Source organism: Achromobacter sp. B7, assembly GCF_003600685.1.
Taxonomy (GTDB): Bacteria; Pseudomonadota; Gammaproteobacteria; order Burkholderiales; family Burkholderiaceae_B; genus Achromobacter; species Achromobacter spanius_B.
The window spans coordinates 4,755,278-4,781,984 of sequence record NZ_CP032084.1; the positions used below are offsets into that span (position 1 = coordinate 4,755,278).

Annotated in this window: 24 protein-coding genes; 12 read left to right on the top strand and 12 right to left on the bottom strand. The window is 65.6% G+C overall.

Annotated features, from left to right (window positions below):
* Positions 1-36: 36 nt before the first annotated feature.
* The gene (locus DVB37_RS21550) at positions 37-375 is read right to left on the bottom strand and encodes a hypothetical protein (protein WP_046804382.1); all 339 of its coding nucleotides are present in this window, start codon (positions 373-375) and stop codon (positions 37-39) included.
* Positions 376-438: 63 nt separating this feature from the next.
* Positions 439-1,071 (bottom strand): molybdopterin adenylyltransferase, encoded by a 633-nt coding sequence (gene mog / locus DVB37_RS21555; protein WP_046804381.1) that lies wholly within the window; start codon positions 1,069-1,071, stop codon positions 439-441.
* Between the two features lie 288 nt (positions 1,072-1,359).
* On the opposite strand from mog, the gene DVB37_RS21560 reads away from it, so the two are divergent.
* The 4 genes from DVB37_RS21560 to DVB37_RS21570 all read left to right on the top strand — a co-directional run bounded on the left by DVB37_RS21560 (position 1,360) and on the right by DVB37_RS21570 (position 5,009).
* Positions 1,360-2,484 carry a D-alanyl-lipoteichoic acid biosynthesis protein DltD gene (locus DVB37_RS21560; protein WP_104144594.1) on the top strand — a complete coding sequence of 375 codons (1,125 nt, stop codon included), beginning with the start codon at positions 1,360-1,362 and terminating at the stop codon, positions 2,482-2,484.
* A gap of 52 nt (positions 2,485-2,536) precedes the next feature.
* Positions 2,537-2,662, top strand: a complete 126-nt coding sequence (locus DVB37_RS28850) for a hypothetical protein (protein WP_255221300.1) — start codon at positions 2,537-2,539, stop codon at positions 2,660-2,662.
* 107 nt (positions 2,663-2,769) lie between these two features.
* Positions 2,770-4,245: an inorganic phosphate transporter gene (locus DVB37_RS21565; protein WP_104144595.1), complete on the top strand. Its 1,476-nt coding sequence runs from the start codon at positions 2,770-2,772 to the stop codon at positions 4,243-4,245.
* 107 nt (positions 4,246-4,352) lie between these two features.
* Entirely contained in the window at positions 4,353-5,009 is a 657-nt protein-coding gene (locus DVB37_RS21570; RefSeq protein WP_120157597.1) for a DsbA family protein, read from the top strand.
* A 4-nt stretch (positions 5,010-5,013) separates the two neighbouring features.
* Here DVB37_RS21570 and DVB37_RS21575 read toward each other — a convergent pair whose 3' ends face one another.
* The 3 genes from DVB37_RS21575 to DVB37_RS21585 all read right to left on the bottom strand — a co-directional run bounded on the left by DVB37_RS21575 (position 5,014) and on the right by DVB37_RS21585 (position 6,957).
* Positions 5,014-5,628, bottom strand: a complete 615-nt coding sequence (locus DVB37_RS21575; protein WP_120156729.1) for a glutathione S-transferase family protein — start codon at positions 5,626-5,628, stop codon at positions 5,014-5,016.
* Positions 5,629-5,698: 70 nt separating this feature from the next.
* A complete protein-coding gene (locus tag DVB37_RS21580) occupies positions 5,699-6,013 on the bottom strand; it encodes a chaperone modulator CbpM (RefSeq protein WP_046804377.1) in 315 nt (104 codons plus the stop codon).
* Positions 6,014-6,015: 2 nt separating this feature from the next.
* Positions 6,016-6,957, bottom strand: coding sequence for a DnaJ C-terminal domain-containing protein (locus tag DVB37_RS21585; protein WP_120156730.1), 942 nt, complete (start codon positions 6,955-6,957; stop codon positions 6,016-6,018).
* A 223-nt stretch (positions 6,958-7,180) separates the two neighbouring features.
* Here DVB37_RS21585 and DVB37_RS21590 point away from each other — a divergent pair, with 223 nt between their 5' ends.
* The 6 genes from DVB37_RS21590 (at position 7,181) to fabI (ending at position 14,202) form a co-directional block, all read left to right on the top strand.
* A complete protein-coding gene (locus tag DVB37_RS21590) occupies positions 7,181-7,510 on the top strand; it encodes a DHCW motif cupin fold protein (protein WP_120156731.1) in 330 nt (109 codons plus the stop codon).
* Positions 7,511-7,677: 167 nt separating this feature from the next.
* Positions 7,678-8,313 carry a glutathione transferase gene (gene yfcF, locus DVB37_RS21595; protein WP_120156732.1) on the top strand — a complete coding sequence of 212 codons (636 nt, stop codon included), beginning with the start codon at positions 7,678-7,680 and terminating at the stop codon, positions 8,311-8,313.
* Positions 8,314-8,573: 260 nt separating this feature from the next.
* Complete coding sequence (locus tag DVB37_RS21600; protein ID WP_120156733.1) at positions 8,574-11,165, top strand: DUF3141 domain-containing protein; 2,592 nt, start codon at positions 8,574-8,576, stop codon at positions 11,163-11,165.
* A complete protein-coding gene (locus DVB37_RS21605) occupies positions 11,162-12,106 on the top strand; it encodes a phosphate acetyltransferase (RefSeq protein ID WP_120156734.1) in 945 nt (314 codons plus the stop codon). Before DVB37_RS21600 ends, DVB37_RS21605 begins: the two co-directional genes overlap by 4 nt.
* Before the next feature lie 81 nt (positions 12,107-12,187).
* Positions 12,188-13,381 carry an acetate/propionate family kinase gene (locus DVB37_RS21610; protein WP_104144600.1) on the top strand — a complete coding sequence of 398 codons (1,194 nt, stop codon included), beginning with the start codon at positions 12,188-12,190 and terminating at the stop codon, positions 13,379-13,381.
* Positions 13,382-13,407: 26 nt separating this feature from the next.
* A complete protein-coding gene (gene fabI, locus DVB37_RS21615) occupies positions 13,408-14,202 on the top strand; it encodes an enoyl-ACP reductase FabI (protein ID WP_104144621.1) in 795 nt (264 codons plus the stop codon).
* Between the two features lie 2 nt (positions 14,203-14,204).
* Here fabI and DVB37_RS21620 read toward each other — a convergent pair whose 3' ends face one another.
* The gene (locus tag DVB37_RS21620) at positions 14,205-15,896 is read right to left on the bottom strand and encodes a SulP family inorganic anion transporter (RefSeq protein WP_185975369.1); all 1,692 of its coding nucleotides are present in this window, start codon (positions 15,894-15,896) and stop codon (positions 14,205-14,207) included.
* Positions 15,897-16,236: 340 nt separating this feature from the next.
* Between DVB37_RS21620 and DVB37_RS21625 the strand changes: the two genes are divergently transcribed.
* Positions 16,237-17,220 carry a tripartite tricarboxylate transporter substrate binding protein gene (locus DVB37_RS21625; protein WP_120156735.1) on the top strand — a complete coding sequence of 328 codons (984 nt, stop codon included), beginning with the start codon at positions 16,237-16,239 and terminating at the stop codon, positions 17,218-17,220.
* Between the two features lie 109 nt (positions 17,221-17,329).
* Here DVB37_RS21625 and DVB37_RS21630 read toward each other — a convergent pair whose 3' ends face one another.
* The 3 genes from DVB37_RS21630 to tkt form a co-directional block, all read right to left on the bottom strand.
* The gene (locus DVB37_RS21630) at positions 17,330-18,526 is read right to left on the bottom strand and encodes a phosphoglycerate kinase (protein WP_120156736.1); all 1,197 of its coding nucleotides are present in this window, start codon (positions 18,524-18,526) and stop codon (positions 17,330-17,332) included.
* Positions 18,527-18,619: 93 nt separating this feature from the next.
* Positions 18,620-19,630, bottom strand: coding sequence for a type I glyceraldehyde-3-phosphate dehydrogenase (gene gap, locus DVB37_RS21635; RefSeq protein ID WP_046804368.1), 1,011 nt, complete (start codon positions 19,628-19,630; stop codon positions 18,620-18,622).
* 14 nt (positions 19,631-19,644) lie between these two features.
* Positions 19,645-21,681 (bottom strand): transketolase, encoded by a 2,037-nt coding sequence (gene tkt / locus DVB37_RS21640; RefSeq protein WP_046804367.1) that lies wholly within the window; start codon positions 21,679-21,681, stop codon positions 19,645-19,647.
* 217 nt (positions 21,682-21,898) lie between these two features.
* Between tkt and DVB37_RS21645 the strand changes: the two genes are divergently transcribed.
* Positions 21,899-22,630 carry a 16S rRNA (uracil(1498)-N(3))-methyltransferase gene (locus DVB37_RS21645; RefSeq protein WP_120156737.1) on the top strand — a complete coding sequence of 244 codons (732 nt, stop codon included), beginning with the start codon at positions 21,899-21,901 and terminating at the stop codon, positions 22,628-22,630.
* Positions 22,631-22,705: 75 nt separating this feature from the next.
* Here the strand turns inward: DVB37_RS21645 and DVB37_RS21650 are convergent, their stop codons facing one another.
* The 3 genes from DVB37_RS21650 to DVB37_RS21660 are packed head-to-tail and all read right to left on the bottom strand — an operon-like array spanning position 22,706 to position 26,668.
* Positions 22,706-23,173, bottom strand: a complete 468-nt coding sequence (locus DVB37_RS21650) for a barstar family protein (protein WP_046804365.1) — start codon at positions 23,171-23,173, stop codon at positions 22,706-22,708.
* Entirely contained in the window at positions 23,170-24,399 is a 1,230-nt protein-coding gene (locus DVB37_RS21655) for a patatin-like phospholipase family protein (RefSeq protein WP_370512738.1), read from the bottom strand. The genes DVB37_RS21650 and DVB37_RS21655 overlap by 4 nt, the downstream gene beginning before the upstream one ends.
* Positions 24,380-26,668, bottom strand: coding sequence for an NADP-dependent malic enzyme (locus DVB37_RS21660; protein WP_046804364.1), 2,289 nt, complete (start codon positions 26,666-26,668; stop codon positions 24,380-24,382). Before DVB37_RS21660 ends, DVB37_RS21655 begins: the two co-directional genes overlap by 20 nt.
* Positions 26,669-26,707: the final 39 nt, after the last annotated feature.

The window sequence follows — 26,707 nt, forward strand, 5'->3', positions numbered from 1 at the left end:
CCAGGCGCAGAACGTCGCGGCGCAGGATCAGACGGCTTACAGGCACAGGTTCGCCGGTTCGATGATGCTCTGGTCGCGGCGGGCGATGCGCGTGGACAGGCGCGCTTCGGTCTTGCCCTTCCAGGTAGTCGTGCTGAGCACGGCTTCGACACCCAGGCTGTCTTCCTGGACCAATTCAAACCCGTTGCGGATTTCCTGGCGCTTGAAGTTAACGCCCATGTTCTTCCAGGCGTCGGCCACGCACGTCGTGTAGTCGTCGGCCGTGCGCTGGGTGGCGCCGTAGAAAACGGGGTCGCGCTTGCGCACGTCTTGCACGTTGGCGCAGGCTGACAAGGCGGTCAGGACGGCGAGGGACAGGGCGATGCGAACCTTCATGACGGTAGGACTCTTTAAGCAAATAAGTGGACGGAGCGGCCAAAACTATAACGCAGCAGCCGGTCAGGACTGCGGGGCGCGACGGGCCGATTTGGGACGGAAGGCGTCGATGATCTCGGGGCGGGTCTCGGCGTACGGCCCGCCGATCAGGTCGATGCAATACGGGATCGCGGCGAAGATGCCCGGCGCGATCACCGTGCCGTCATCGCCCTTCAAGCCTTCCAGCGTTTCACGGATGGACTTCGGTTGGCCCGGCAAGTTCACGATCAACGCGGCGTGCGACGGCGTTTCGCGGATGACGGCCACCTGGCGCGACAGGATCGCGGTGGGCACGAAGCGCAGGCTGATCTGGCGCATCTGTTCGCCAAAGCCGGGCATTTCCTTGGTGCCCACGGCCAGCGTGGCCTCGGGGGTGACGTCGCGGCGGGCGGGGCCGGTGCCGCCCGTGGTCAACACCAGGTCGCAACCGCAGATGTCCACCAGTTCAATCAGTGTTTCGGAAATACGCGCGGGCTCGTCGGGAATCAGGCGGTCCACCGCCTGCCACGGCGACACCAGCGCCGTCCCCAGCCATTCCCGCAAGGCGGGCAGGCCCTGATCCTGGTAAACGCCGGTGGCGGCGCGGTCAGAGACGGACACCAGGCCGATGATCAGGTCGTCGGGATGGCGGCGGGCGATTCGGGTGGGCGTGGTCATAGGCGGTGGCGATGGCTGAAAGCGACAAGGGGAACGGGTGCGCCGGGCAATAAGGCGGGCGGCGCGGCGGTCAATCATGGAAATCCAGAAGACGGCCGCGATGACGATGCTATCGCATTCTTTCCCAGGAAAAAGGCGTCCCCGCCCCCACCAACCCGCCTGCGGACGTGTGGCAAAAAAGCGAATCGTCCGTGGCCCCGGTTTCGCGCGCTTGTTTGCGTCATGGGGCCTGGATAACATCCGCTAACAAAATACTTCCCTGGCTGGCCCATCGCGCCTGTTGTCTCCATGTTCAAACGCACTTTACGGCAGCACGCGCTGGCCGCCGCGCTGGCCCTGACGGCCGCGGTCGCCGCGGGATGGCTCGCCTGGCATACGCTGGCATTGAAAACAGAACCCGTGCCCGCCGCCGCCCCGGGCATCTACATTCCCAACCTGGGCAATACGCTGCAAGAACAGACGCGCAACCTGTCGCGCCTGAGCCAGGCACTGCGCACCGGCGACCGGGTGGTGATCCTGGGGTCTTCCGAGCTGACCAGCAACGACCTGCGCTTTGTCCCCTACCGCTATCTGGCCGACGAGTTACAGATGCCGGTGCTGGCCTACGGCCATTCGGGCTTCCAGTCCTTGGGAATGCAGCTAGTGCTGGCTGCACTGGCCGATGACCTGTCGCCCGCCTCGCGCGTGGTGGTGATGTTGTCGCCCGGATGGTTCGACGGCGATGGCGGGCTGGGCGCTGACGAATTCAAGGAACACGCCAACCCGCTGCTGCCCCGGCTGCTCAAGCAACCCGAAGGCCGCGCCGAACTGGCACGCTGGCTGCGCGACAAAGGTGATGCGGGCGTGGCTTGGTCGATGATGACCGAGCAGGCCTATGTTTTCAGGCAACGGCTGGTCGACCTGTGGACACCTGCCCATGCCGCCCCCGCCCCCGAGCGGGAACGCGAGGGCCCCGCTGCTGCTGCCCGCGTGGTGGATTGGGACGCACTGGCCGAAGAGGCGCAACGCGCCGAGCAGGACTTGATGACCGGCAACCGCTACGCGGTGCGGGACGACTTCTTCAACAAATACCTGCGGACCCTTCCCGAGGGCGGCAAAACCGCGTACCTGCCGCAACCCCTGACAGGCCGCGACGAACTGCGCGAACTGACCGCCCTGATGGCGCTGCTGCACCAGCATGGCGTGAATGCGCTGTTTGTCATGCAGCCGCTGCACCCGATGGTCTTCAAGGACCTGAACCGTTTCCAGCCCGTGCAAGAGGAAGTGGGCGCCCTGTGCCGGCGCTATGCGATGACGTGCATGGATATGTACGACGCCCCCTTTGAAGTGGGCATGCTGCGCGACGTGCAGCACCTGGGCGAGCTCGGCTGGCTGCGCGTGAACCAGAAGATTGCCCAGGTGTTCCGGCCATGACCCCTGCCCGCCCCGCCCCTGGCCAGACCTTTCCCGCTGGAGGGATGCCGCAATGAAAAGAACGCTGTGGCTGTGCCTGCTTTACCTCGGCGTGTTCGCCGTGCTGCTGATCCAGGCGGACACCTCCGCCAATCTGGGCAAGCCGATGGAGATCGAGTTCCAGTATTCGAAATTCTGACGGCGCGCCCCCCAGGGCGGGGAAAATTGGTTTTCCAACGCAACCAGGGCCAGGTCACAAATCTGCAATAATCGGCTCCTCACGCCGGAACCTCGCCCCCCGCCTCCATGTTCGACCTCTTCCACGGCCTTGATCTCTGGGTCGGCCTCAGTCTTGTGCTGGCCCTGACATTCGTCCTGGCCTTCGAATTCATCAATGGTTTCCACGACACGGCGAACGCCGTGGCCACGGTCATCTACACCAAGGCCATGCCGCCGCATCTTGCGGTCGTGCTGTCCGGTATCTTCAATTTCCTTGGCGTGTTGCTGGGCGGCGTGGGCGTTGCCTACGCCATCGTGCACCTGCTGCCGGTGGAATTGCTGATCAACGTGGACACCGGCCGCGGGCTGGCCATGGTGTTCGCCATGCTGGCCGCCGCCATCGCCTGGAACCTGGGCACCTGGTACTTCGGTATCCCCGCGTCCAGTTCGCACACGCTGATCGGCTCGATTCTTGGCGTGGGCCTGGCCAATGCACTGATCACCGACCTGCCGCTGGGCGAGGGGGTCAACTGGGGCAAGGCCGTGGACATCGGCATGTCGCTGGTGGCCTCGCCAATAGCCGGCTTCATCGTCGCGGGCGGCTTGCTGTTGCTGCTCAAGCGCTGGCTGCCCACCTCCAAGATGCACAAGACGCCCGAACAGCGCCGCGCCATCGACAACAAGAAGCACCCCCCGTTCTGGAACCGGCTGGTGCTGGTGCTGTCGGCCATGGGCGTGAGCTTTGTGCACGGGTCCAACGACGGGCAGAAGGGCATCGGCCTGATCATGCTGGTGCTGATCGGCATCGTGCCGGCCAACTTCGTGCTGGATACGACCAGCACCACCTACCAGATCGAACGCACCCGCGACGCCGCGAACCACCTGAACGTGTTCTACCAGCGCAACGAAGCCATGCTGGGCGACTTCCTGGCGCTGAAGCGGGCGCCGGCCGCGTCCGACCTGCCGCGCAACTTTCGCTGCGACCCCGAATTGACCGTGCCCACCATCGCCGCGCTGCAAACGGACCTGGCCGGTGTCGCCAACTACGCCGACCTGTCGGCCGACAAGCGCATTGACGTGCGCCGCTACCTGCTGTGCCTGGACGACACCGCCAAGAAGGTGGCGCGCATCGAAGGGCTGCCCGCCCGCGAACGCGCCGACCTGCAACGCCTGCGCGCCGACCTGACCGCCACCACCGAATACGCCCCCTTCTGGGTGATCGTGGCAGTGGCCCTGGCGCTGGGCGCCGGCACCATGGTGGGATGGCGCCGCGTGGTGCTGACGGTGGGCGAAAAGATCGGCAAGCAGGGCATGACCTACGCGCAAGGCATGTCGGCGCAGGTGACGGCCGTGGCAGCCATCGGGCTGGCCAACGTGTTCAGCCTGCCGGTATCGACCACCCACGTGCTGTCCTCGGGCGTGGCCGGCACCATGATCGCCAACAAGAGCGGCCTGCAAGGCAATACGGTGCGCAACATCCTGCTGGCCTGGGTGCTGACGCTGCCCGCCTCGATGGCGTTGGCGGCCGCGCTGTTCTGGATCGGCGTGCAGTTCACCGGCTGACCGGCTGACGTCTTTGCCGGCCGTGCGGGCAATCTGCACGGCCGATGCAACACTCTGGCGATCACGTCGGGCTTTTTCCGCCCGCAGCCCGCGTCTACCATCACGCCATGGCTACCCCGACCCCCACCCTGCATTACGTCTTCGACCCGCTTTGCGGCTGGTGCTACGGCGCCGCGCCGCTGGTGGACGCCGCCCGCGATATCGCCGGCCTGCACGTGGCGCCGCACGGCGGCGGCATGATGACCGGCGGCAACCGCCAGCCCGTCACCGACGCCCTACGCCGCTATGTCATGCCGCACGACGAACGCATCGCCGGCCTGACCGGCCAGGTCTTCGGCAAGGACTATTTCGACGGCCTGCTGCGCGACAGCGGCGCGGTGTTTGACTCCGAGCCCCCCACCACCGCCATCCTCGCCGCCGAGCAGCTGGACGGGCGCGGGCTGGACCTGCTCAAGCGCTTGCAGCACGCCCACTACGTAGAGGGCCGCCGCATTGCGGACCCGGCCGTGCTGGGCATCCTGGCGCGCGACATCGGGCTGGACGGCGCAGCGTTCGACGCCGCCTATGGCGCGGCGCAAGGCGCCGACACGGCAGCGCACATCGCGGCCAGCCGGCAGTTGCTAGCCCGGGTAGGCGGCAGCGGTTTCCCCACGTTTGCGCTGGAAATCGGTGGCGTTTACACGCTGCTGGAACCGGCTCGCTACCTGGGCCGCCCCGCCCAATGGCAGGCCGACCTGCGGCAACGGATCCAAGCGGCGGCTTAGGCGGTCAGGACTCTTCGATGTCGCCGTCGCGTTGCAGAGCCCGGTGCATGGCCGGGCGCGCGGCCAGGCGTTCGATGTAGCCGTTGAACACGTCCGATTCGGCAATCACGTTCACCTGCATCATGTATTGCAGCGAACCGCCCAGCACGATGTCCACCGCTGAAAACGCGTCGCCCAGAAAAAAGGGCCGGGCTTGCAGCACGCGGGTCAGGACCTGTTCGACTTCGTCGGCCGACCCCCACCCCGGGGCGCCGGCATGATGCGGCTGCTTGAAGGCGCGTTCGACCATGGCCGGCTCGAACACCCCGGTGGAATACGCCAACCAGGTCAGATACGGGCCACGATTGGGGTCGCCGATGCGCGGACCCAAGCCTTTCTCGGGGAACAGGTCCGTCAGGTACAGCGCGATGGCAGGGGTTTCAAAGATGGGCACACCGTCGTGCACCACGGCCGGCACCTTGCGGTGCGGATGAATGTCGATGTAGTCGGCGGGCATGTGCCCGGCGCTGTCGGTGCCCCGGATGGACACCATTTCGGTGTCGTACGGCACACCCAGTTCTTCAAGCAGCCACAGAACCCGGAACGAGCGCGAACGCGGCGCATGGTAGAGCGTAAGCATGGTCGGCCTCCTTTGGACACCGACCATTTTGCCTGGGCTTGCGCACGGGCGAAAGACGCCAGATTGCGGATTATTCCGCCGCGCCCAAGGCCCGCAATTGCGCTTTCAGCCGCCGCACTTCCTGGCTCAGGTCCAGGATCAGCGCCACGGCATCCAGGCTGGCGCCGAAATCGTGCTCAAGCTTGCGAGCATGCAGCGCGCGCTGCAAGTCCATGCTGTAGAAGCACCATTGCTCGGGTTGGCGGCCGTCGGCGTTGACGATGCCGACCTCGACCAATTGGGCTACCCATTCCACTTCCGCGTTGCAGGCGCGGGCCAGGTCATGGGCGCTGAGCGGCTGGGATTTGCCCACGACGGTGGCGCTGGTGATGACAACTTTGTTCATGGTCAAACCCCCATGTGGCGTCGCGGGTTGAACGGCGCATCCTGTTGCAGCTTGCGGTAGGCCGCCTTGGCCGCCTCGCTATCGGCGGGCGGCAACACCAGGTCCAGCACCAGGTACAGGTCGCCCGGGGGATCACCGGGAATGCCGCGGCCGCGCAGGCGCAGCTTGCGGCCGTTGCCCGACCCCGCCGGAATCGAGACTTCCACCGTGCCGCCGGGCGTGGGCGCGTTCACTTTCGCGCCCAGCGCGGCTTCCCAGGGCGCCACCGGCAGGGTCATGTAAAGATCACGGCCATCGGCGCGGTAGCGCGAATTCGGCTTGAAGCGCACCTCCAGATACAGGTCGCCGTTTTCGCCGCCGCCGTAGCCGGGCATGCCTTGCCCCGACAGGCGGATGTACTGGCCTTCGCGTACGCCCGCGGGGATGCGCACGCTCAGGGTGCGCGTTTTCATCTGTGGGCGTCCCTGCTCGTCCATTTCCATGGACCGCAGGCTGATGTCGCGCGTGGCGCCCTTGAGCGCGTCTTCCAGGTCCACTTCGATGGCGGCGTGATGGTCGTCCCCGCGCGCACGAAACTCCTGCTGGCGCGCGCCGCCGCGTTGCCCGCGGCCGCCGAACAACGACGAAAAAAAGTCGCTGAACTGCGCCTCGTCGCCGGGCGCCGAGCCTCGGTGGAATTCGAAACCTTCGTCCCATCCGGGCGGGGGCTGAAAGCCGCCGTCGGGCGACACGCCGGCGGCCAGGTTGTCATAGGCCAGCCGCTTTTCCTGGTCGCGCAAGACGTCATAGGCTTCGTTGACGTCGCGCATGCGGGTCTCGGCGTCGCTTTCCTTGCTGACGTCGGGATGGTATTTGCGGGCGAGTTTGCGGTATGCGCGCCGGATCTCGTCTTCCGACGCGCCGCGCTCCACCCCGAGAATGCTGTAGTAGTCCTTGAACTCCATATGCCAGCTCACCTTAAGGGTTTCGGCCGCCGCGGGCTGTGCCGTATCCGGCCTGGGATATCAAGAAGATAGGGGTTGCGGACCGATTTATCAATGCGCAATATCAGACCAAGTCGCGGATGCGCCCTGTCACCCGAGTGGCGTAGTATCTGTTTTTACCGGTGCTGTTACCGGCGTTTTACCGGTGGCCCCGCCACCGCCCTACCCCCACGCAGGATCCACGATGAAGATGAGCAACATCCCCTTCGGCACCACGGATTGGTCCGAAGTCGAACGCACCGAACACGCCGGCGACACGGGCATGGCCTACTGGCGCACCCGCCAATTTGGCGACGTGCGCGTGCGCATGGTCGAATACACGGCGGGCTACCTGGCCGACCACTGGTGCACCAAGGGACACATCCTCTTCTGTCTGGAAGGCGAGCTTCACACTGAACTGGAAGACGGCCGCCAGTTCATGCTGACCCCCGGCATGAGCTACCAGGTGGCCGACCAGGCCGAGCCGCACCGTTCGTCCACCACCACGGGCGCCAAGCTCTTCATCGTGGATTGATCCCGCCGGCGCAACGAGCGCAACGATGCAATGCCACGGGGACGCACTGACGCGGCCACGCGACACGCAAAATTGCAGTTGCGTTACGCTTTGAAAATCATGCGGCACACCGCCGCGTGTCGATGCATTGCCACCTGCCAGACCCCTCGCCTGACCGGAGACTAGATTTGGGCGCCCCGATTACGCTTTACGTTGATTCCCAGTTCCTTAGCCCCTACGCCATGTCGGTGTACGTGGCGCTGACCGAAAAGCAATTGCCTTTCGAAGTGCGCCCCATCGACCTGAACGCCGGCGAGCAACGGATGCAGCCCTACCAATGTCGGGCGCTGACTGCCCGGGTCCCCGCGCTGACGCATGACGATTTCAACCTGACGGAATCCAGCGTCATCGCCGAATACCTGGAAGAGGTTTTTCCCGCGCCCAAGCACGCCGCGCTGTATCCGTCGGGCGTGCGCGAACGCGCCCGCGCCCGCCAGTTGCAGGCGTGGCTGCGCAGCGACCTGGCCCCCTTGCGCCAGGAGCGCCCCACCGAAACCGTGTTCTACGGCACCCCGGGGCAGCCCTTGTCGGACGCCGCGCATGCTGCCTCGGCCAAGCTGATCCAGGTGGCCAGCTATCTGATCGGGGTGGGCCAGACCACGCTGTTCGAGGATTGGTGTATTGCCGACCTGGACCTGGCCGTGATGCTCAAGCGCCTGGCGCTGGATGATTTGCCCGACCCGTTGCGCGCCTACGTCGACGCGCAGTGGCAACGCCCGTCTGTTCAGAAATGGCTGGAGCACAACGCCGCCGCGCGCGACTAAGCGCCTGTTCACGCCACGGCGCCGTGGCAGCAGCCACTGCACGACCGTCTTGCAAGCGACGCTGCCGCCCACCGGGGTCCGGCAGCGTTGTCGGACACATCTGAAAAGCAGGGACGCTTCACGCTTTTTTGCAGGCCCCCTCCGACTTATGTTGCGGCGCAGCATTCGTTGCGGTGTAATGGGGAGGTCAACTTGGCCGGTTCCACTCGGGGCCGGCCCGGCGGCACGTCGCCGCCGGAAGCAACTTACAGGAGATCGCCATGGCCGATTCCGGCAACGATCGCGTCCCCGCCCCGCCCATGAACCCCTGGACGGCCGCCTACGAATACGCCCTGGACGCCTGGCAACGCGGCGTGCTCTACGCCGACGTGCTGCGCCAGCGCGGCAACCAGTACCACGACCACATGGCCAAGCGCGCGCCCAACGTGCTGAGCATGGAGTCCGAGTTTGTGCTGGACGGCCGCGAGCTGCCCCGCCCCGTCAACTACGGGCTGCTGCGCATCAAGCCGCCCGAAGGCGTGGAAACCGACCCGATCAAGCGCCCTTTCCTGGTGGTTGACCCGCGCGCCGGGCACGGCCCGGGCATCGGCGGCTTCAAGCCGGAAAGTGAAATTGGCGTAGCCATTCGTGCCGGCCACCCCTGCTACTTCGCCACCTTCCTGCCCCAGCCCATGCCGGAGCAGACCGTCGAAGATGTGATGATGGCCGAAGCGCGCTTCCTGGAAGAAATCATCGCGCTGCATCCCGATGCGGAAGGCAAGCCCGTGGTGGTGGCCAACTGCCAGGCCGGCTGGCAGATCATGATGACCGCCGCCATACGCCCCGAACTGTTCGGCCCGATCATCGTGGCCGGCGCCCCGCTGTCGTACTGGGCGGGCTGGCGCGGGATGAATCCCATGCGCTATTCCGGCGGCTTGCTCGGTGGCAGCTGGCTGACGGCAATGACCAGCGACCTGGGTAACGGCAAGTTCGACGGCGCCTGGCTGGTGCAGAACTTCGAAAACCTGAATCCCGCCAATACGCTCTGGTCCAAGCAGTACAACCTGTATTCCAAGGTGGACACCGAGGCCCAGCGCTACCTGAGCTTTGAAAAATGGTGGGGCGGCCACGTCTTCTTGAACGGCCCCGAAATCCAGTACATCGTGGACAACCTGTTCGTGGGCAACCGCCTGGCCACGGCCGGCCTGGTGACCTCGGACGGCATCCGCATCGACCTGCGCAATATCCGTTCGCCCATCGTGGTGTTCTGCTCGAAGGGCGACAACATCACGCCCCCGCCGCAAGCACTGGGCTGGATCCCCGACCTGTACCAGAACGAAGCCGAAGTGCTGGCTCATGGCCAGACCATCGTCTATGCCGTGCACGAAAGCATCGGCCACCTGGGCATCTTCGTGTCGGGCAGCGTGGCCCGCAAGGAACACCAGGAGTTCACGTCGAACATCGACATGATTGACGTCCTGCCGCCGGGCATCTACGAGGCCGAAATCGCCGACAAGACGCCCGACACGCCCAACGCCGACCTGGCCTTTGGCAACTACGTGCTGTCGTTCGAGCAGCGCACGCTGGATGATGTGCGCACCATTGTCGACCGCAAGGAAGAGGACGATCGGCGCTTTGCCGCCGTGGCCCGCATTTCGGACATCAACCTGGGCATGTACCGCAGCTTCGTGCAACCGTGGCTGCGCGCCATGGTCACGCCGCAGTCGGCCGAATGGGCGCAGCGCCTGCATCCGCTGCGCCTGCCCTACGAGCTGATTTCGGACCGCAACCCGGCCATCGCGCCCATTGCGAAGGTGGCGGAACAGGTTCGCGCGCACCGCCAGCCGGTGTCCGAGTCGAACCCGTTCCTGATGGCGCAGGAAATGTTCTCGAACTGGGTCGAAACCAGCCTGAACATCTGGCAGGAAATGCGCGACTCGGCGGACGAACGCACGTTCATGGGCGTGTACGGATCGCCGCTGGTGCAGGACCTGGCCGGGCTGGGCGCACGGTCCGGCCCCCCGCGCAAGCACCCGGGCGTGTCGCCCGAGCATCGCCGCTTCATGGAAGAACGCACGGCGGACCTGCGTTCGCTGCTCCAGGAAGGCGGCCTGCGCGTGGCCGCGATCCGCATGCTGCTGTACGTGTCCGGCGCGGAAGGCGGTCTGGACGAACGCAGCTTCGCACTGATCCGCAAAGTGCGCGCCGAGTCCGACAACGCCATGACGCTACAGGAGTTCAAGGACACCATACGCGACCAGGCCCTGATCCTGACGCTGGATTCCGATGCGGCCATTCAGGCCATGCCGCGCCTGCTGGACAAGTCATCGCCGGCCGCGATTCGCGACGCGCTGAACACCATGAAGCACGTGCTGGAAGCGGCCGAACCGCTGAGCCCGGCCGCGCGCGAAAGCCTGACGGAAATGGAGCGCATCTTCGAAGCCGCCGAACGCCGTGCACAGAAGCGCGAGCAGACCCACGCGCCCGCGCAACTGACGTTGGCCCCGGCGCCGACGGCGCCTTCGTTGAGCTTGATCGACGCAGCCGCCCAGGTACCGACCAAAACCGCCAAGCCGCACCCGGCAGCCGCCAAATCGGCGGAAGACTCGGTGGCGAAGTCGGCACCGAAGTCGGCACCGAAGCCCGCTGCAAAGTCCGCTGCAAAGTCTGCCGCAAAGTCCGCAACCCCGGCCACCGCAAGGTCCGATGCCAAGCCTGCCGCGAACAGCACCGGCAAGACAGCCGGGAAGCCGGCTGACACGGCCGGGGCCAAACCCGCCGCAAAGACCGCGGCCAAGCGCGCGGCAAAGCCCGCCGCCAAGTCCGCCGGTAACGCCGGCGCCGGTCAACCCGCCAAGGCCAAGCGCGCATGACACTGCCTACCTCGACGCATTACGACACGCTGATCGCGCGCGCCCAGACGCTGGAGCCCGCCTTCTGCGCCATCGCCCACCCTTGCGACGAACCGTCTTTGTCGGCCGCCCTGGAGGCGCGTGATCTGGGCTTGCTGCACCCCATCCTGGTGGGGCCGGAACAGAAGATCCGCGATACCGCCGCGCAGTTCAAGCTGAACCTGGGCGATGCCCGTATCGTGGATGCGCCGCACAGCCACGCTGCCGCCGAAACCGCCGTGGCGCTGGTGCGCAACGGCGAGGCCACGCTGCTGATGAAGGGCAGCCTGCACACCGACGAACTCATGCACGAAGTCGTCGCGCGCACAACGGGGCTGCGCAGCGGCCGGCGCATCAGCCATGTGTTCATCATGGAGGTGCCCACCTATGCCGGCCCGCTGTTCATCACGGACGCGGCCATCAACATTTTTCCGGACCTGGAAACCAAGGCCGACATCATCCGCAACGTGATCGACCTGCATCACGGGCTGGGGCTGGGCGAGCCCCGCGTGGCGATACTGTCGGCGGTGGAACAGGTCACGCCCAATATTCCCAGCACCATCGAAGCGGCGGCCTTGTGCAAGATGGCCGATCGGGGGCAGATCGCGGGCGGCCTGCTGGACGGCCCCCTGGCGCTGGACAACGCCATCAGCCCCGAGGCGGCGCGCATCAAAGGCATCCGCTCGCCCGTGGCGGGCGTGGCGCAGGTATTGGTCGTGCCCGATCTTGAAGCGGGCAACATGCTGGCCAAGAACCTGACGTTCCTGGCCAACGCCGAAGCGGCGGGCATCGTGCTGGGCGCACGCGTGCCCATCATCCTGACCAGCCGCGCCGACAGCCCGCGTTCGCGGCTGGCCTCGTGCGCGGTGGCGGCCATCTACGCGCACCACCTGAGCCAGTTGGCGGCCCGCCCGCTGATCTGACGCGCGCCTATTGCCGCAAGTATTGCCGCCCCTGTTGCCGCACCTCTCGCCGCTCCCCTACCACCACCGGAACCCAGAGCCATGAGTGACACCCGCGACACCATCCTCGTCATCAATGCCGGCAGTTCCAGCATCAAGTTCTACCTGTACGACGTCGACGGCAACGAGCAACTTGCGCCGCGCCTGGGCGGGCAGCTTGAGGGCATCGGCACGTCGCACCCCAAGCTGCGCGTACGTGACGCGGCGGGCCAGACACTGGTGGAACGCGACATCGCGCCCGGCCATGCGCCCGACGTGCCCAACGCGCAGGAAGTCGTGGGCACGTGGCTTAGCGGCCATCTGGGCGGTACGCCGCTGGCGGTGGGCCATCGGGTGGTGCATGGCGGGCCTGATCTGTCCGAACCCGTGCTGATCGACGACGGTGTGCTGGCCAAGCTGGACACGTTCACGCCGCTGGCTCCGCTGCATCAGCCCAACAACCTGGCGCCCATCCGCGTCATCCGCGAGCGTCGGCCGTGGATACCGCAAGTGGCGTGCTTCGATACCGCGTTTCATCGCAGCCATTCCGACGTGGCCGACCGCTACGCGCTGCCCGAATCGCTGTACCAGGAAGGCGTGCGCCGTTACGGCTTTCACGGCCTGTCCTATGAATACATCGCGCAGCGCTTGAAGCAGGCACTGCCCGAACTGGCCATGGGCAAGATCATTGCCGCGCACCTGGGTTCCGGCGTGTCCGCCTGCGCCATGCATGAAGGCAAAAGCGTGGACAGCACGATGGGCTTCACGGCGTTGGAAGGCCTGCCCATGGGCACGCGCCCGGGCCGGCTGGATGCGGGCGTGGTGCTGTGGATGATGGAACGCGGCATGGACCACGACCAGATCGAACACCTGCTGTATCACGACTGCGGCATGAAGGGCCTGTCCGGCATCAGCAACGACATGCGCGAACTGCTGGCCAGCGACGCGCCGTCGGCCCAGCTGGCGCTGAAGTATTTCGCGTGGCGCGTGGCCGAAGGCATCATCGGCATGGGCTGCGCCATGAACGGCATCGACGGCATCGTCTTTACCGCCGGCGTGGGCGAAAACTCGCCCCAGATCCGGCAGATGATCGTGGACCACTGGGGCTGGCTGGGCATCAAGCTGGACCCCGAGCGCAACGCCCATCAAGGCCCGCGCATTTCCAGCGACGACAGCCGCATCGGCGTCTACGTGGTGCGCACAAACGAAGAGCTGATCATCGCGCAGCACACGCTGGCTTTGGTGCGCCAACGATGAGCAAGCCAACAATGAGCAAGCCGACGATGAACTCCCCCGCCCCCTCCTCTAGCGCGGCGCTGCCGCTGGCCGGCAAGCGCGGCCTGGTCACCGGCATCGCCAACGCCGATTCCATTGCCTGGGGCTGCGCCAAGGCATTTCGCGCCATGGGCGCCGAACTGGCCGTGACCTATCTGAATGACAAGGCGCTGCCCCACGTCGAGCCCCTTGCGCGCCAGGTGGATGCGCCCTTGCTGATGCCGCTTAACCTGCTGAACGACGGCGAACTCGAAGCCGTGTTCGACCGCATCACGGCCGAATGGGGACAGCTGGATTTCGTGCTGCATTCCATTGCGTTCGCCCCGCGCGCCGACCTGCACGGCCGCGTTACCGACTGCTCGCGCGAAGGCTTCCTGCAAGCCATGGACGTGTCGTGCTGGTCTTTCATCCGCATGGCGAAACTGGCCGAACCGTTGATGAAAAAAGGCGGCGCGCTGTTCTGCATGAGCTACTACGGCTCGCAGATGGTCGTCGAGCACTACAACATGATGGGTCCGGTCAAGGCCGCGCTGGAATCCGCCACGCGCTACCTCGCCGCCGAGCTTGGGCCGCAGGGCATCCGGGTGCACGCGATATCACCCGGGCCATTGAAAACGCGCGCCGCATCGGGCATTGCCGAATTCGATGCCCTGCTGGACCGCGCCCAATCCAAGGCGCCCGCGCGCAGCCTGGTGTCCATCGACGACGTGGGCGAAGCCACCGCCTGGCTGGCCACCGACGCCGCGCGCCTGATGACGGGCCAGACGCTGTATATCGACGGCGGCTATCACATCATCGATTAGGCTCAGGCCAAGGTGGCCGGCGGCGCCTGGCGCCAGCGCTCGATCGCATCGACCGCCTGTTCCGGGGTGCCGAAGATCTTGTCGCGGCCGATCTTCTTGACCAGCCCCGAACGCTCAAGCGCCATGCGGAACTGGCCGTGCCCGCCCGCCAGCAACAAGGTGATGTTGCGGGCGTCCAGTTCGCGCTTCAGTTCATAAAGCGCTTCCACCGCATCGGCATCCGCCTGCGTCATGGCCTCGGCATCCAGCACGAACCACTGGGTGTCGGCCGCCGCCTGCTCGATAACGTCGCGCGCGCGGCGCCGAAACGCATCGGCGTTGAAAAACCAGATCGACGATTCAAACAACCAGATCACCGTGCCGGGCACGGGATGCGCATCTGGATTCAGGTGCAGCTTGCCCAATACGGACTCGCCGGGCAGCCGGCCCAGCAGCGCATCGCGCGGGTTGCCCGACACATACATCGCATACAGCAAGGTCGCCCCCACCGACACCGCCACGCCCCGCAGCACGCCAAAGCCCACCACACCCACGGCAGCCAGGATGCCAAACGCCAGTTCGATCCGGGAAATTCGCGCCAGGCGCAGGAAGGCCTTGACGTCGAACAGGCTGGCGGCGGCCAGCAACAAGATGGCCGACAGCACCGCCTGCGGCAGCCAGAACAAGGGCGCGCTCAACAGGCCCACCACGATGGCCAACGCCAAGGCGGCGCTGACGCTGACCAGCGGCGACGAGCCGCCCGCCACCAAGCCCACCGCCGTCCGCGAATCCGCGCCCGTCACCACAAACCCCTGGAACAGTCCGGCCGCCACATTGGCCGCGCCGAAGCCCACCAGCTCGCGGTTGGGGTCCACGTGTTCGCCCGTGCGCGCCGCAAAGCTGCGCGCGGTGACGATGCCGCTGGAAAAGCTGACCACCAGCACGCCCGCCGCGCCCAGCAGAATGCTGTCGACCCCCTCAAGCCGAACCGGCAGGCTGATGCCCGGCAAGCCGGCGGGCACCTCGCCCACCACCGCGATGCCCAGGCTGGGAAAATCGAATAGCCATGACAACAGGCAGCCGCCCACCACCAGCAGGATCGGCCCCGGCCAGGTCGGGCGCCAGCGCTTGAAGGCCACCAGCAACAGGCAGGACGCCAGCCCCAGGCACAGTGTGGGAATCTGGATCTCCTGGATACGGCGCGATAGCTCAAGGAAGGGGTGCACCAGGCCGCTGTTGCGCAGCCCCACCCCCGTCAGCCCGCTCAGTTGCGACAGCCCCAACGTGATCGCCACGCCCGCCATGTAGCCGATCAGCACGGGGCGCGACAGCAGGTTGGCCAGAACGCCCAGCCGCAGCACGCGCGCAATCAGGCAGCCGACCCCCACGGTCAATGCAATGCCGGTGGCGGCCACCAACCGGTCTTCCGGGGAGGTCAGCGCCATGCCGGTCAAAGTGGCGGCGATAAGGGTGCAGGTGGCCGTGTCCGGCCCCACGATCAGCGTGCGTGACGAGCCGAACAAGGCATAGCCCAACATGCCCGCAATGGCGGCCCACAGCCCGGCTACGGGCGGCACGCCCATCATCGCCGCGTAGGCCAGACCCACCGGCAGGCCGACGGCGGCCACGCTTAAGCCGGCCATGATGTCGCGTCGTGCCGATTCCCGCGTCATGCCGCGGAAATTATTCAGGCCGGGAAAAAAACGTAGGTTCATGATGCTGCAAGCGACCTGATCGAAGAGACTGCGCGACAACACGCATAGACGGTCAAGGCTACACCAAGGCCAAGCCACGGCAACGGCTTCAGATCAAGTCGCCACGAAATCAGGCGGGCTTTTTCGCCACCTTCAGAAAAACACGCCGGGGTTCGAAGATCCAGAGCATTCCCAAAAGGAATGAAGATCGTTGCGTTTTTATCTCTTTTATCGAAAAGCCGGATTGCGTAGAGTCCTTCGGCATAAGAAAAGCGGCGCCACGCCGCACCATCGCACACCGACACGGCCTACCGCCCTTGCCACCCGGCGCGGACCCAAGGCCGGCATTTCAGGAGACTCCATGTCCTTGCCCATTCTTCGGCGCGTCAGCCGCGCCCTGGTTCTGACCGCGCTTGCCGCCGGCATCGCCCCCGCTGTCCACGCCCAGACTTACCCCGAGCGCCCCATCAAGCTGGTGGTGCCCTGGCCCCCGGGCGGCGCCACCGATTCCCTGGCGCGCCTGCTGGCGCAACGCCTGACCGACCGCTTGGGCCAGACGGTGATCGTGGACAACAAGGCGGGCGCGGGTGGCAATATTGGCACGGCGTCGTTCGTGCGCGAAAAGGCCGACGGCTACACGTTGCTGATGGCCACCAGTTCGACCAACGCGGCAAACCCGCATTTGTATTCCCGCCTGGGCTTCGATGCGTCCAAGGACTTCGCGCCCGTGGCCTTCGTGGCCGAGATCCCCAACATTCTGGAAGTGCCCAAGCAGTCGCCCTTCAAATCGGTGGCCGACCTGATCGCCGGCGCCAAGGCCGAACCCGGCAAGTTGAACTACGGTTCGGGCGGCGTAGGGTCTTCGCAGCATCTGGCGGGCGCGATGTTCAAGCACCTGACCGGCGCCGACGTGCTGCACATTCCGTACAAGGGCAGTGGCCCCGCCGTGTCGGATCTGCTGGCCGGGCAAGTCGACATGATGCTGGACACCGGCTCGCTGGCGCAGGTTCAGGCGGGCGCGTTGCGCGCGCTGGCCGTCGCGTCGCACCGGCGTCTGCCGGCACTGCCGGACGTGCCCACCTTCGAGGAAGCGGGGGTGCCCAAGATGATCGCGTCGGCCTGGTACGGCATCGTTGCCCCCGCCGGCACGCCGCCCGCCGTGGTGCAGCGCCTGAATAAGGAAGTGAACGCCGTGGTGGCCGAGCCCGAGGTCAAGCAGCGCATGGAAAGCATGGGCGCGCTGGTACCGGCGGGGCAAACCGCCGAGCAATTCGGCGCCTTCATCCAATCGGAAATCGCGCGCTACGCGGACATCGTGAAAATTTCGGGCGCCAAGTTGGAATAACGCCGCCCTTGCACCCCGCACGGACGAAAAAAACGCCCCGAACCAAGGGGCGTTTTTCATGGAGAACGGCGCGCGGCAAGCGCCACGACTTGGGCGCTGCCGCCCTGCCTTACTCCGCCGCGCGCGCTTCCAGCACGGCCACGACAGGCAGGGTCTTGCCTTCCAGGAATTCCAGGAACGCGCCGCCGCCCGTCGAGATGTAGCCGACTTGTTCGCCGATGCCGTACTTGGCGATGGCAGCCAGCGTGTCGCCGCCGCCGGCGATCGAAAAGCCGTCCGATTCCGCGATTGCGCGCGCTACCACTTCGGTGCCGTTGGCGAACTGGTCGAATTCAAACACGCCCACCGGACCGTTCCACACGATGGTGCCGGCCTTCTTCAGGATCTCGGCCAGCTGCGCCGCGGTCTGCGGGCCGATGTCCAGAATCATGTCGTCATCGGCCACGTCGGTGGCCGCCTTGACGGTGGCTTCGGCGTCCGCGCCGAATGCCTTGGCGCACACCACGTCCACCGGAATCGGCACGGCCGCGCCGCGCTGCTTCATCATGTCGATCACGGCGCGCGCCTGCTCAACCTGGTCGGGTTCCGCCAGCGACTTGCCGATGGGCAGGCCGGCAGCCAGCAGGAAGGTGTTGGCGATACCGCCGCCCACGACCAACTGATCAACCTTGTCGGCCAGCGATTGCAGGATCGACAGCTTGGTCGACACCTTCGAGCCGCCCACGATGGCGACCAGCGGGCGCTTGTGTTCGTGCAGCGCACGGCCCAGGGCGTCAAGCTCGGCTTCCAGCAAGGGGCCGGCGCAGGCCACGGGCGCAAAGCGCGCGATGCCGTGGGTGGTGGCTTCGGCGCGGTGGGCGGTGCCGAATGCGTCGTTGACGTACACGTCGCACAACGCGGCCATCTTCTTGGCCAGCGCTTCGTCATCTTTCTTTTCGCCGACGTTCACGCGGCAGTTTTCCAGCAGCACGACCTGGCCGTGATCGACCTGAACGCCGTCGACCCAATCGCGCACCAACTGCACGGGCATGCCTAGCAATTCGGACAGGCGCTGGCCGACCTTGGCGAGCGAATCGGCGTCGGTCAGCACGCCTTCTTTCGGGCGGCCCAGGTGGGACGTAACCATCACGGCGGCGCCGGCGTCCAGCGCCAGGCGGATGCCAGGCACGGATGCACGGATGCGCGTGTCTTCGGAAATGCGGCCGGCGTCATCGAACGGCACGTTCAAGTCGGCGCGGATGAACACACGCTTGCCGGACAGGGCGCCGGACTTGGCCAGCGCGGACAGGGTATTGACCTTGGACATATTTGCTTTCCTACGATAGGCGAACAAAGGGGACGAACCCATTTTCCGCATTGGCGGAAAACAAATCCGTCCCCTATGGACTGACCGTGTTGCTTACTTGGCCGACATCAGCGCGACGGTGGTGTCGAGCATGCGGTTCGAGAAGCCCCACTCGTTGTCGTACCAGGACGAGACCTTGACCAGGCGGCCCGAGACCTTGGTCAGCGACGCGTCAACGGTGCTGGAGGCCGGGTTGTGGTTGTAGTCCACCGAAACCAGGGGCTCGGTGTTGTAGTCCAGAATGCCCTTGAGCTCGCCTTCCGACGCGGCCTTCAGGATGCTGTTCACTTCTTCGGCGGTCGTGTCGCGGCTGGCCACGAACGACAGGTCGACCAGCGACACGTTGATGGTCGGGACGCGGATGGCGTAGCCGTCCAGCTTGCCGTTCAGTTCCGGCAGCACCAGGCCCACGGCGGCGGCAGCGCCGGTCTTCGTGGGGATCATGCTCATCGTGGCCGAACGCGCGCGGCGCAGGTCTTCGTGGTAGACGTCGGTCAGGACCTGGTCGTTGGTGTAGGCGTGAACGGTCGTCATCAGGCCGTTTTCCAGGCCCAGCTTGTCGTTCAGCGGCTTGACCAGCGGGGCCAGGCAGTTGGTGGTGCACGATGCGTTCGAGATGACCGTGTCGGTCGACTTGAGCACGCCGTGGTTCACACCGAACACGATGGTGGCGTCCACATCCTTGCCGCCCGGGGCCGAGATGATGACTTTCTTGGCGCCGCCCTTGATGTGCGCGCCGGCCTTTTCCTTGGTCGTGAAGAAGCCCGTGCATTCCAGCACGACGTCAACCTTCAGGTCGCCCCAGGGCAGTTCAGCCGGGTTGCGGTTGGCCAGCACGCGGATCTTGTCGCCGTTGACGACCATGAAGTCGCCGTCGACTTCGACGGTGCCCGGGAACTTGCCGTGGGCGGTGTCGTAGCGCGTCAGGTGCGCGTTCGTCTTGGGATCACCCAGGTCGTTGATGGCGACGATTTCGATATCGTGCTTCTTGCCACCTTCGTAGTGGGCACGCAGGATGTTGCGGCCGATGCGACCGTAACCGTTGATGGCGACGCGAATAGTCATACTAAGCTCCTTTTTTACAAAACCTGTTTGACGGTCTCGGCCACCTTGTCGGCGGTCAGCCCGAAGAACTTGAACAATGCGCCGGCCGGGGCGGATTCACCGTAGCGGTCGATGCCGACCACGGCGCCTTCCAGGCCCACGTACTTGTGCCAGAACGCGGTCACGCCGGCTTCGACAGCCACGCGCGGCAGGCCCTTGGGCAGCACGGATTGCTTCCAGGCGGCGTCCTGCTTGTCGAACACGTCGGTGCTGGGCATGGAAACCACGCGCACGGCGATGCCTTCCTTGGCCAGCTGCGCCTGCGCGTCCAGCGCAATGGCCACTTCGGAGCCGGTGGCGATGATGACGGCGCGGGCGCCTTCGGCATCGCGCAACACGTAGCCGCCGCGGGCGATAGCGTCCACGGTGGCGGCATCACGGGGCACGAACGGCAGGTTCTGGCGCGACAGCAGCAGCGCGGTCGGGCCGCCCTCGTGCACGTCCATGCCGATGCTGGTCGGGCGCGTCACGGCGGCGTTCCAGGCCACGGCGGTTTCAGCCGTATCGCAAGGGCGCCACAACGACAGGTTGGGGATCAGGCGCAGGCTGGCAGCGTGTTCGATGGATTGGTGGGTCGGGCCGTCTTCGCCCAGGCCGATCGAATCGTGCGTGAACACGTGCACCACGCGCTGCTTCATCAGCGCGGCCATGCGGATGGCGTTGCGCGAGTAGTCCGAGAACGTCAGGAACGTGCCGCCGAAGGGCAGGTAGCCGCCGTGCAGCGCCACGCCGTTCATGATGGCGGCCATGCCGAATTCGCGCACGCCGTAGTTGATGTGACGGCCGAACTGAATGCCCTTGTCGCCGGCGCGAACGGCGCCCACGCCCTTCCAGTCGGTAAAGTTGGAACCGGTCAGGTCGGCGGAACCGCCCAGCATTTCGGGCAGCAACGGCGCCAGCGCGGCGATCGCGAATTGCGAAGCCTTGCGGGTGGCGACGGTTTCGGCCTTTTCCAGCGTTAAGGCCAGGAAAGCCTTGAACTGGTCGGCATAACCCTCAGGCATTTCGCCCTTCATGCGGCGCGTGAATTCAGCGGCTTCGGCGGGGAACGCGGCGCTGTAGGCGTCAAACGCGGTCTGCCATTCGGCTTGGGCCGCGGCGCCCGACTTGCGGCCATCCCAGCCGTCATACACGTCTTGCGGAATCTGGAACGGTTCCGACGACCAGCCCAGCGCGGCGCGCGTGGCGGCGATTTCGTCCTTGCCCAGCGGCGCGCCGTGCACGTTGTGCGTGCCGGCCATGTTGGGCGAACCCTTGCCGATGACGGTGCGGCAGATCACCAGCGTGGGCTTTTCCGACTGCGAACGCGCGGCCTTGATGGCGGCGTCCACGGCGGCGACGTCGTGGCCGTCAACGCCCCGGATCACGTTCCAGCCGTAGCCTTCGAAGCGCTTGGCGGTGTCGTCGGCAAACCAGTGTTCAACGTGGCCGTCGATCGAGATGCCGTTATCGTCATACAGCACGACCAGCTTGGACAGCTTGAGCGTGCCAGCCAGCGAGCACACCTCGTGCGAGATGCCTTCCATCAGGCAGCCGTCGCCGGTGAAGGCGTAGGTGTGGTGGTCGACGATGGTGTGGCCGGGCTTGTTGAATTCAGCGGCCAGCAGCGCTTCGGCCAGCGCCATGCCCACGGCATTGCCCAGGCCCTGGCCCAACGGGCCGGTGGTCGTTTCCACGCCCGGGGTGATGCCCACTTCGGGGTGACCCGGCGTCTTGGAATGCAGCTGGCGGAAATTCTTGAGTTCGTCGATCGACAGGTCGTAACCCGTCAGGTGCAGCAGCGCGTAGATCAGCATCGAGCCGTGGCCGTTGGACAGCACGAAGCGGTCGCGGTTGGCCCAGGCGGGATCCTTCGGGTTGTGGCGCAGGTTGCCCGTCCACAAGGCCTGGGCGATTTCCGCCATGCCCATGGGAGCACCCGGATGCCCGGAGTTCGCTTGTTGCACTGCATCCATCGCCAGGGCGCGGATGGCATCCGCCAAGGCAAGTTTAGGGGCGGTCGGATTGCTCATTCGGAAGGCTCTTTGAAGCTGGCGCGCCTACGGGAAATATAGGGGCCAGTTGAGTGGGTTGCGAAGCAGACGATTTTAGCATCAGGGGATTTCCCTCACGCCATCGCCCTTAAGCCCGATGTAAACAAGCGTGTCGCCGGGAATCAAAGTGGTAGGCTACGCGCTCGAATAATCCGATTGCCCGCGCCCTCGTAGCCGCCCTCTTCGCCCGAACCTCATGTCCGCCCCCCGCTTCTTCTGCGACATCGCCCTTTCCGCCGGTACCCGTATCGCCTTGCCCGACGCCCTGGCGCACCACGCGCTGCGCGTGCTGCGCTTGAAAGCGGGCGAAACCGTTGTGCTGTTCAACGGCCAGGGCGGCGAATACCCGGCCGTGCTTGAAGTGGACGGCAAGGCGGGCTACGCCACGCTGGGCGACTTCAACCCGCGCGAAGCCGAGCTTGCCGGGCGCATCACGCTTGTGCAGGGTCTGCCGTCCGGCGACAAGATGGATTGGGTGGTGGAAAAAGCGGTTGAGCTGGGCGCCGCCCGCGTCAGCCCCATTGCCGCGCAACGCAGCGTGTTGCAGTTATCGGGCCCTCGGCTGGACAAGCGCGTGGCGCATTGGCAGCGCATTGCGCAATCGGCCGGCGAACAATGCGGCCGCAACCGCTTGATGGCGGTGGATGCGCCGCAAACGCTTGCCGATTGGCTGGCCCAGCCGGCGGACGGCCTGCGGCTGCTGTGTCACCCGGAAGCCGGCGACGATCTGGCCGGCAAGCTGCGCGCCACGCCGGGCTTGCAGGCGTTGACCTTGCTGGTCGGCCCCGAAGGCGGCTGGTCAGACAAAGAACTGGAACTGGCCCGCCAGGCCGGCGTCCAGGCGGTTCGCTTCGGCCCGCGCGTGCTGCGCACCGAAACGGCCGGGCTGGCGCTGCTGGCGGCGGTCAGCGCGTTGATGAGCTGGTAGCGGAAGGATGCGCGGTTAATCGTCCGCGCCCGCAGAGAATCGTTTTAGGCCGCGGTTAATCGTTTTCGCCCGCGGTTAATCGTTTTCGCCATAGGGCGCTGCGGCGATGCCGGGTTCCGGGTCGGGGTGGCGGCCCGCGTGTTCGATCACAAACGCAAAGATGCGGCCGTTTTCACGTGCAAAGTCGGCAGCGTCCGAACACACGGTTTCAATTTTTGCGGCGTCTTCTTCCAGCACCGGGTCGCCGGAGTGCAGGCGGTACAGCCACAACACCACGCCCGTCTTGTGGTCCAGGACCGTGTCGCACAGGCAGTCGTACAGCGCATCCAGGTTGCCGCCGAAGTACTCGGGGAAATCCACCGCCTTGACGATGGCGCGAAGCACCGCTGAACGACTGCGGGCGGGGTCACAGTTGGCAACGAACAAGGACAAGCCAAGCTCGTGCGAGGCGTCCACGACGGCCTTCTTGTCCAGCCCCTCATGAGGCAGCGCTCCCCCGCGCAGAAGCTGCTTCTGCAACGTAGATTGGCCATTGCGCGTCATGCCTGAGCCTCCTTGAAAAAGGCGATCACTTCTTCGTTACGCTGCATCGTATCGGCATAACCCAGTTCGATCAATCGCTTGGTGTAGCTGGATTCGAATAGCAGATACGACATCAGCGCACCGCCGCCAGGACGGCCTGGGTCGGACGATACACCGAGTACGCGGAAAAGAGCACGGGCTTGCGCGGGCATGTCATCCAAGTGCTCAAGCGCCATCGTATCCAGCGACTGGCTGGGGGTGATGGTCAGCACCTGGATGCGGCGCACGTTGATCTGCGCGCCCTCCGGCGTCGCGTGGTCCATCAGGTAGTTGATGCGTTCCAGGCGCTCGACGTCCACCGACAGGCCGTCCAGGAAAATGCTGGACAGCGCATGCCCGCCCACCTGGGCCAGCGACGGATAGGGCGGAGAATCTTCCCGGTTCTCGGGATGGGTGTCATCCCGAAAGCCCGTGCCGATCACCAGCACGCGATGGGCGCCCAGGTGTATGGCGGGGCTGATCGGCGCCAGTTGCCGCATGGACCCGTCGCCGCACCATTCACCCTTGCCGTGCACCGGCACCTGGCGCGCGGGAAACACGAACGGGATGGACGACGAGGCCATCAGATGGTCGATGCCGATAGGCGTGGGTATGGCCAGCCGCAAGTAGCGATGCCAGGGTTCGATGGGCGTGTGCGCCTGGTAGAACGTGAGGTGCTCGCCGCTGGTATAGCCCGACGCCGTGATCGCCAGCGCCGACAGCGACCCGCGCTCGAGGTTGCCGCGCAGGTGGTCGAAGTTCAGCACGCGGCCCAGCAGCGCCTCCATGGGGCTGTTGTCCAGCAGTGACTGCGGCCGCTTGCGCGTCAGGCCCGAATACATCCAGCCCAGCGCCAGCAACCCCAGCCAACGCACGCCCGTGCGAATCAGGCCGGGCGCGTCGGCGCGGTAAATCATGTCGGTGTTCAGCGACGACCACAAGCGGCGGATACGGCGCACACCCAGGTGCGGGCGATCGGCGCGGCACGCCAGCGCAGCGGCGTTGATGGCCCCCGCCGAGGTGCCGCAGATGATGTCGAAGGGATTCTGAAAGCGCGAATGCCAGTCGGGGTCCAGCAAGTCCATGATGGCGCTTAGCACGCCCACCTGGTACGCGGCCCGCGCGCCCCCACCCGTCAGGACCAGACCGGTCGGCGTGCGTGGGCACGCCGGACCGGCGGGACTCACTTCAACGTGGCGTGTTGACATCGACCACAGTCATCGCGGTCATGTTCACAATGCGGCGCACGGTCGAGCTTGAGGTCAGGATGTGCACCGGCGCGTTGCAGCCCAGCAGGAACGGGCCAACCGCCACGTTGCCGCCCGCGGCCGTCTTGAGCAGGTTGTAGGCGATGTTGCCCGAATCCACGTTCGGGCACACCAGCAGGTTGGCCTCGCCTTTGAGCGTGGACGACGGCAGGATGCGCATGCGCAGCGCTTCGTCCAGCGCGCAATCGCCGTGCATTTCGCCGTCGATTTCAAGCTCGGGCTCTTTTTCGCGCACGATTTCAAGCGCGCGACGCATCTTGGCGCCCGACGCGGAACTGCCCGATCCGAAATTTGATCGCGACAGCAGCGCCACCTTGGGAGCCAGGTACATACGGCGCATTTCGTTGGCGGCCGCGATAGTGAATTCGGCGATCTGCTCGGCCGTGGGTTCGTCGTTGACGTGCGTGTCCACCAACACCACCGTGCGCTCGTTGAGCAGCAGGATGTTCATCGCGGCATACACGTTATGGCCCGGGCGCCGGCCGATCACTTCGTCCACGAACCGCAGGTGATCGTGGTAGGCGCCCACCGAGCCGCAGACCATGCCGTCGGCATCGCCCAGGTGCACCATCATCGCGCCGATCAAGGTCATGCGGCGGCGCATTTCCACGCGCGCCATTTCCTTGGTGATGCCGCGCCGGCACATGCGTTCCCAGTACGTCGTCCAGTACTGATGGAAGCGTTCGTCGTATTCCGGGTTGGTCACTTCAACGTCTTCACCCAGGCGCAGGCGCAGCCCCAGCTTTTCGATACGGGTCAGCAGCACCGATGGGCGGCCCACCAGGATGGGGCGGGCCAGGCCTTCGTCAACCACGACCTGCACCGCGCGCAGCACGCGTTCGTCTTCGCCTTCCGCGAACACGATGCGCGCCGGGCCGCCTTCGCGCACGATGCGCTTGGCGGCCGAGAACAGCGGCTTCATGAACGCGCCCGAGTGGTACACGAACTGCTGCAACTGTTCTTCGTAGGCTTCCAGGTCGGCCAGCGGGCGCGTGGCCACACCGCCTTCCATGGCGGCCTTGGCCACGGCCGGCGCGATACGCACGATCAAACGCGGGTCGAACGGCTTGGGGATCAGGTATTCCGCGCCAAAAGAGATATCGAACGTGCCGTAGGCCGCGGCCACGACTTCGTTCTGTTCTTCCTGGGCCAGCTGGGCAATGGCGTAGACCGCCGCCTTTTCCATTTCACGCGTGATGGTGGTGGCGCCCACGTCCAGCGCGCCCCGGAAAATGTACGGGAAGCACAGAACGTTGTTGACCTGGTTCGGGTAGTCGGAACGGCCCGTGGCCATGACCACGTCATCGCGAACGGAATGCGCCAGTTCGGGCAGGATTTCCGGCGTGGGATTGGCCAGCGCCAGGATCAGCGGACGCGTGCCCATGGCCGCAACCATCTCGGGCTTGAGCACGCCACCGGCGGACAGGCCCAGGAACACGTCGGCGTCCTGAATCACTTCAGCCAGCTTGCGGGCATCGGTCTTTTGCGCGAAACGCGCCTTGTCCGGGTCCATGAGTTCGACACGGCCTTCGTAGACCACGCCTTCAATGTCGGTGACCCAGATGTTTTCCAGCGGCAGGCCCAGGTCCACCATCAAATCCAGGCACGCCAGGGCAGCAGCGCCCGCGCCCGAGGTCACGACCTTGACCTTCTTGATGTCCTTGCCCACGACCTTCAAGCCGTTGATGAACGCGGCCGATACCGTGATGGCGGTGCCGTGCTGGTCGTCGTGGAACACGGGAATCTTCATGCGCTCGCGCAGCTTGCGCTCGACGGTGAAGCATTCCGGCGCCTTGATGTCTTCCAGGTTGATGCCGCCGAAAGTGGCTTCCAGCCCGGCAATGATCTCGACCAGCTTGTCCGGGTCGGTTTCATTGATTTCGATGTCGAACACATCCAGGCCGGCAAACTTCTTGAACAGCACCGCCTTGCCTTCCATGACGGGCTTGGAAGCCAGCGCGCCGATGTTGCCCAGGCCCAGCACGGCTGTGCCGTTGGTGATCACGCCCACCAGGTTGCCGCGCGCGGTGTAGCGAAACACATTGGCCGGATCCGCCACGATTTCTTCACAGGCCGCCGCCACGCCGGGCGAATACGCCAACGCCAGATCGCGTTGGTTGGTCAGCTGCTTGGTCGGGGTGACCGAGATTTTTCCGGGGCGACCGTGCTCGTGATATTCAAGGGCGGCTTTGCGAAGGTTGGCATCCATAGGGGCGGCTACTGGCTATAAGTGAAACAGAGGGAGGAA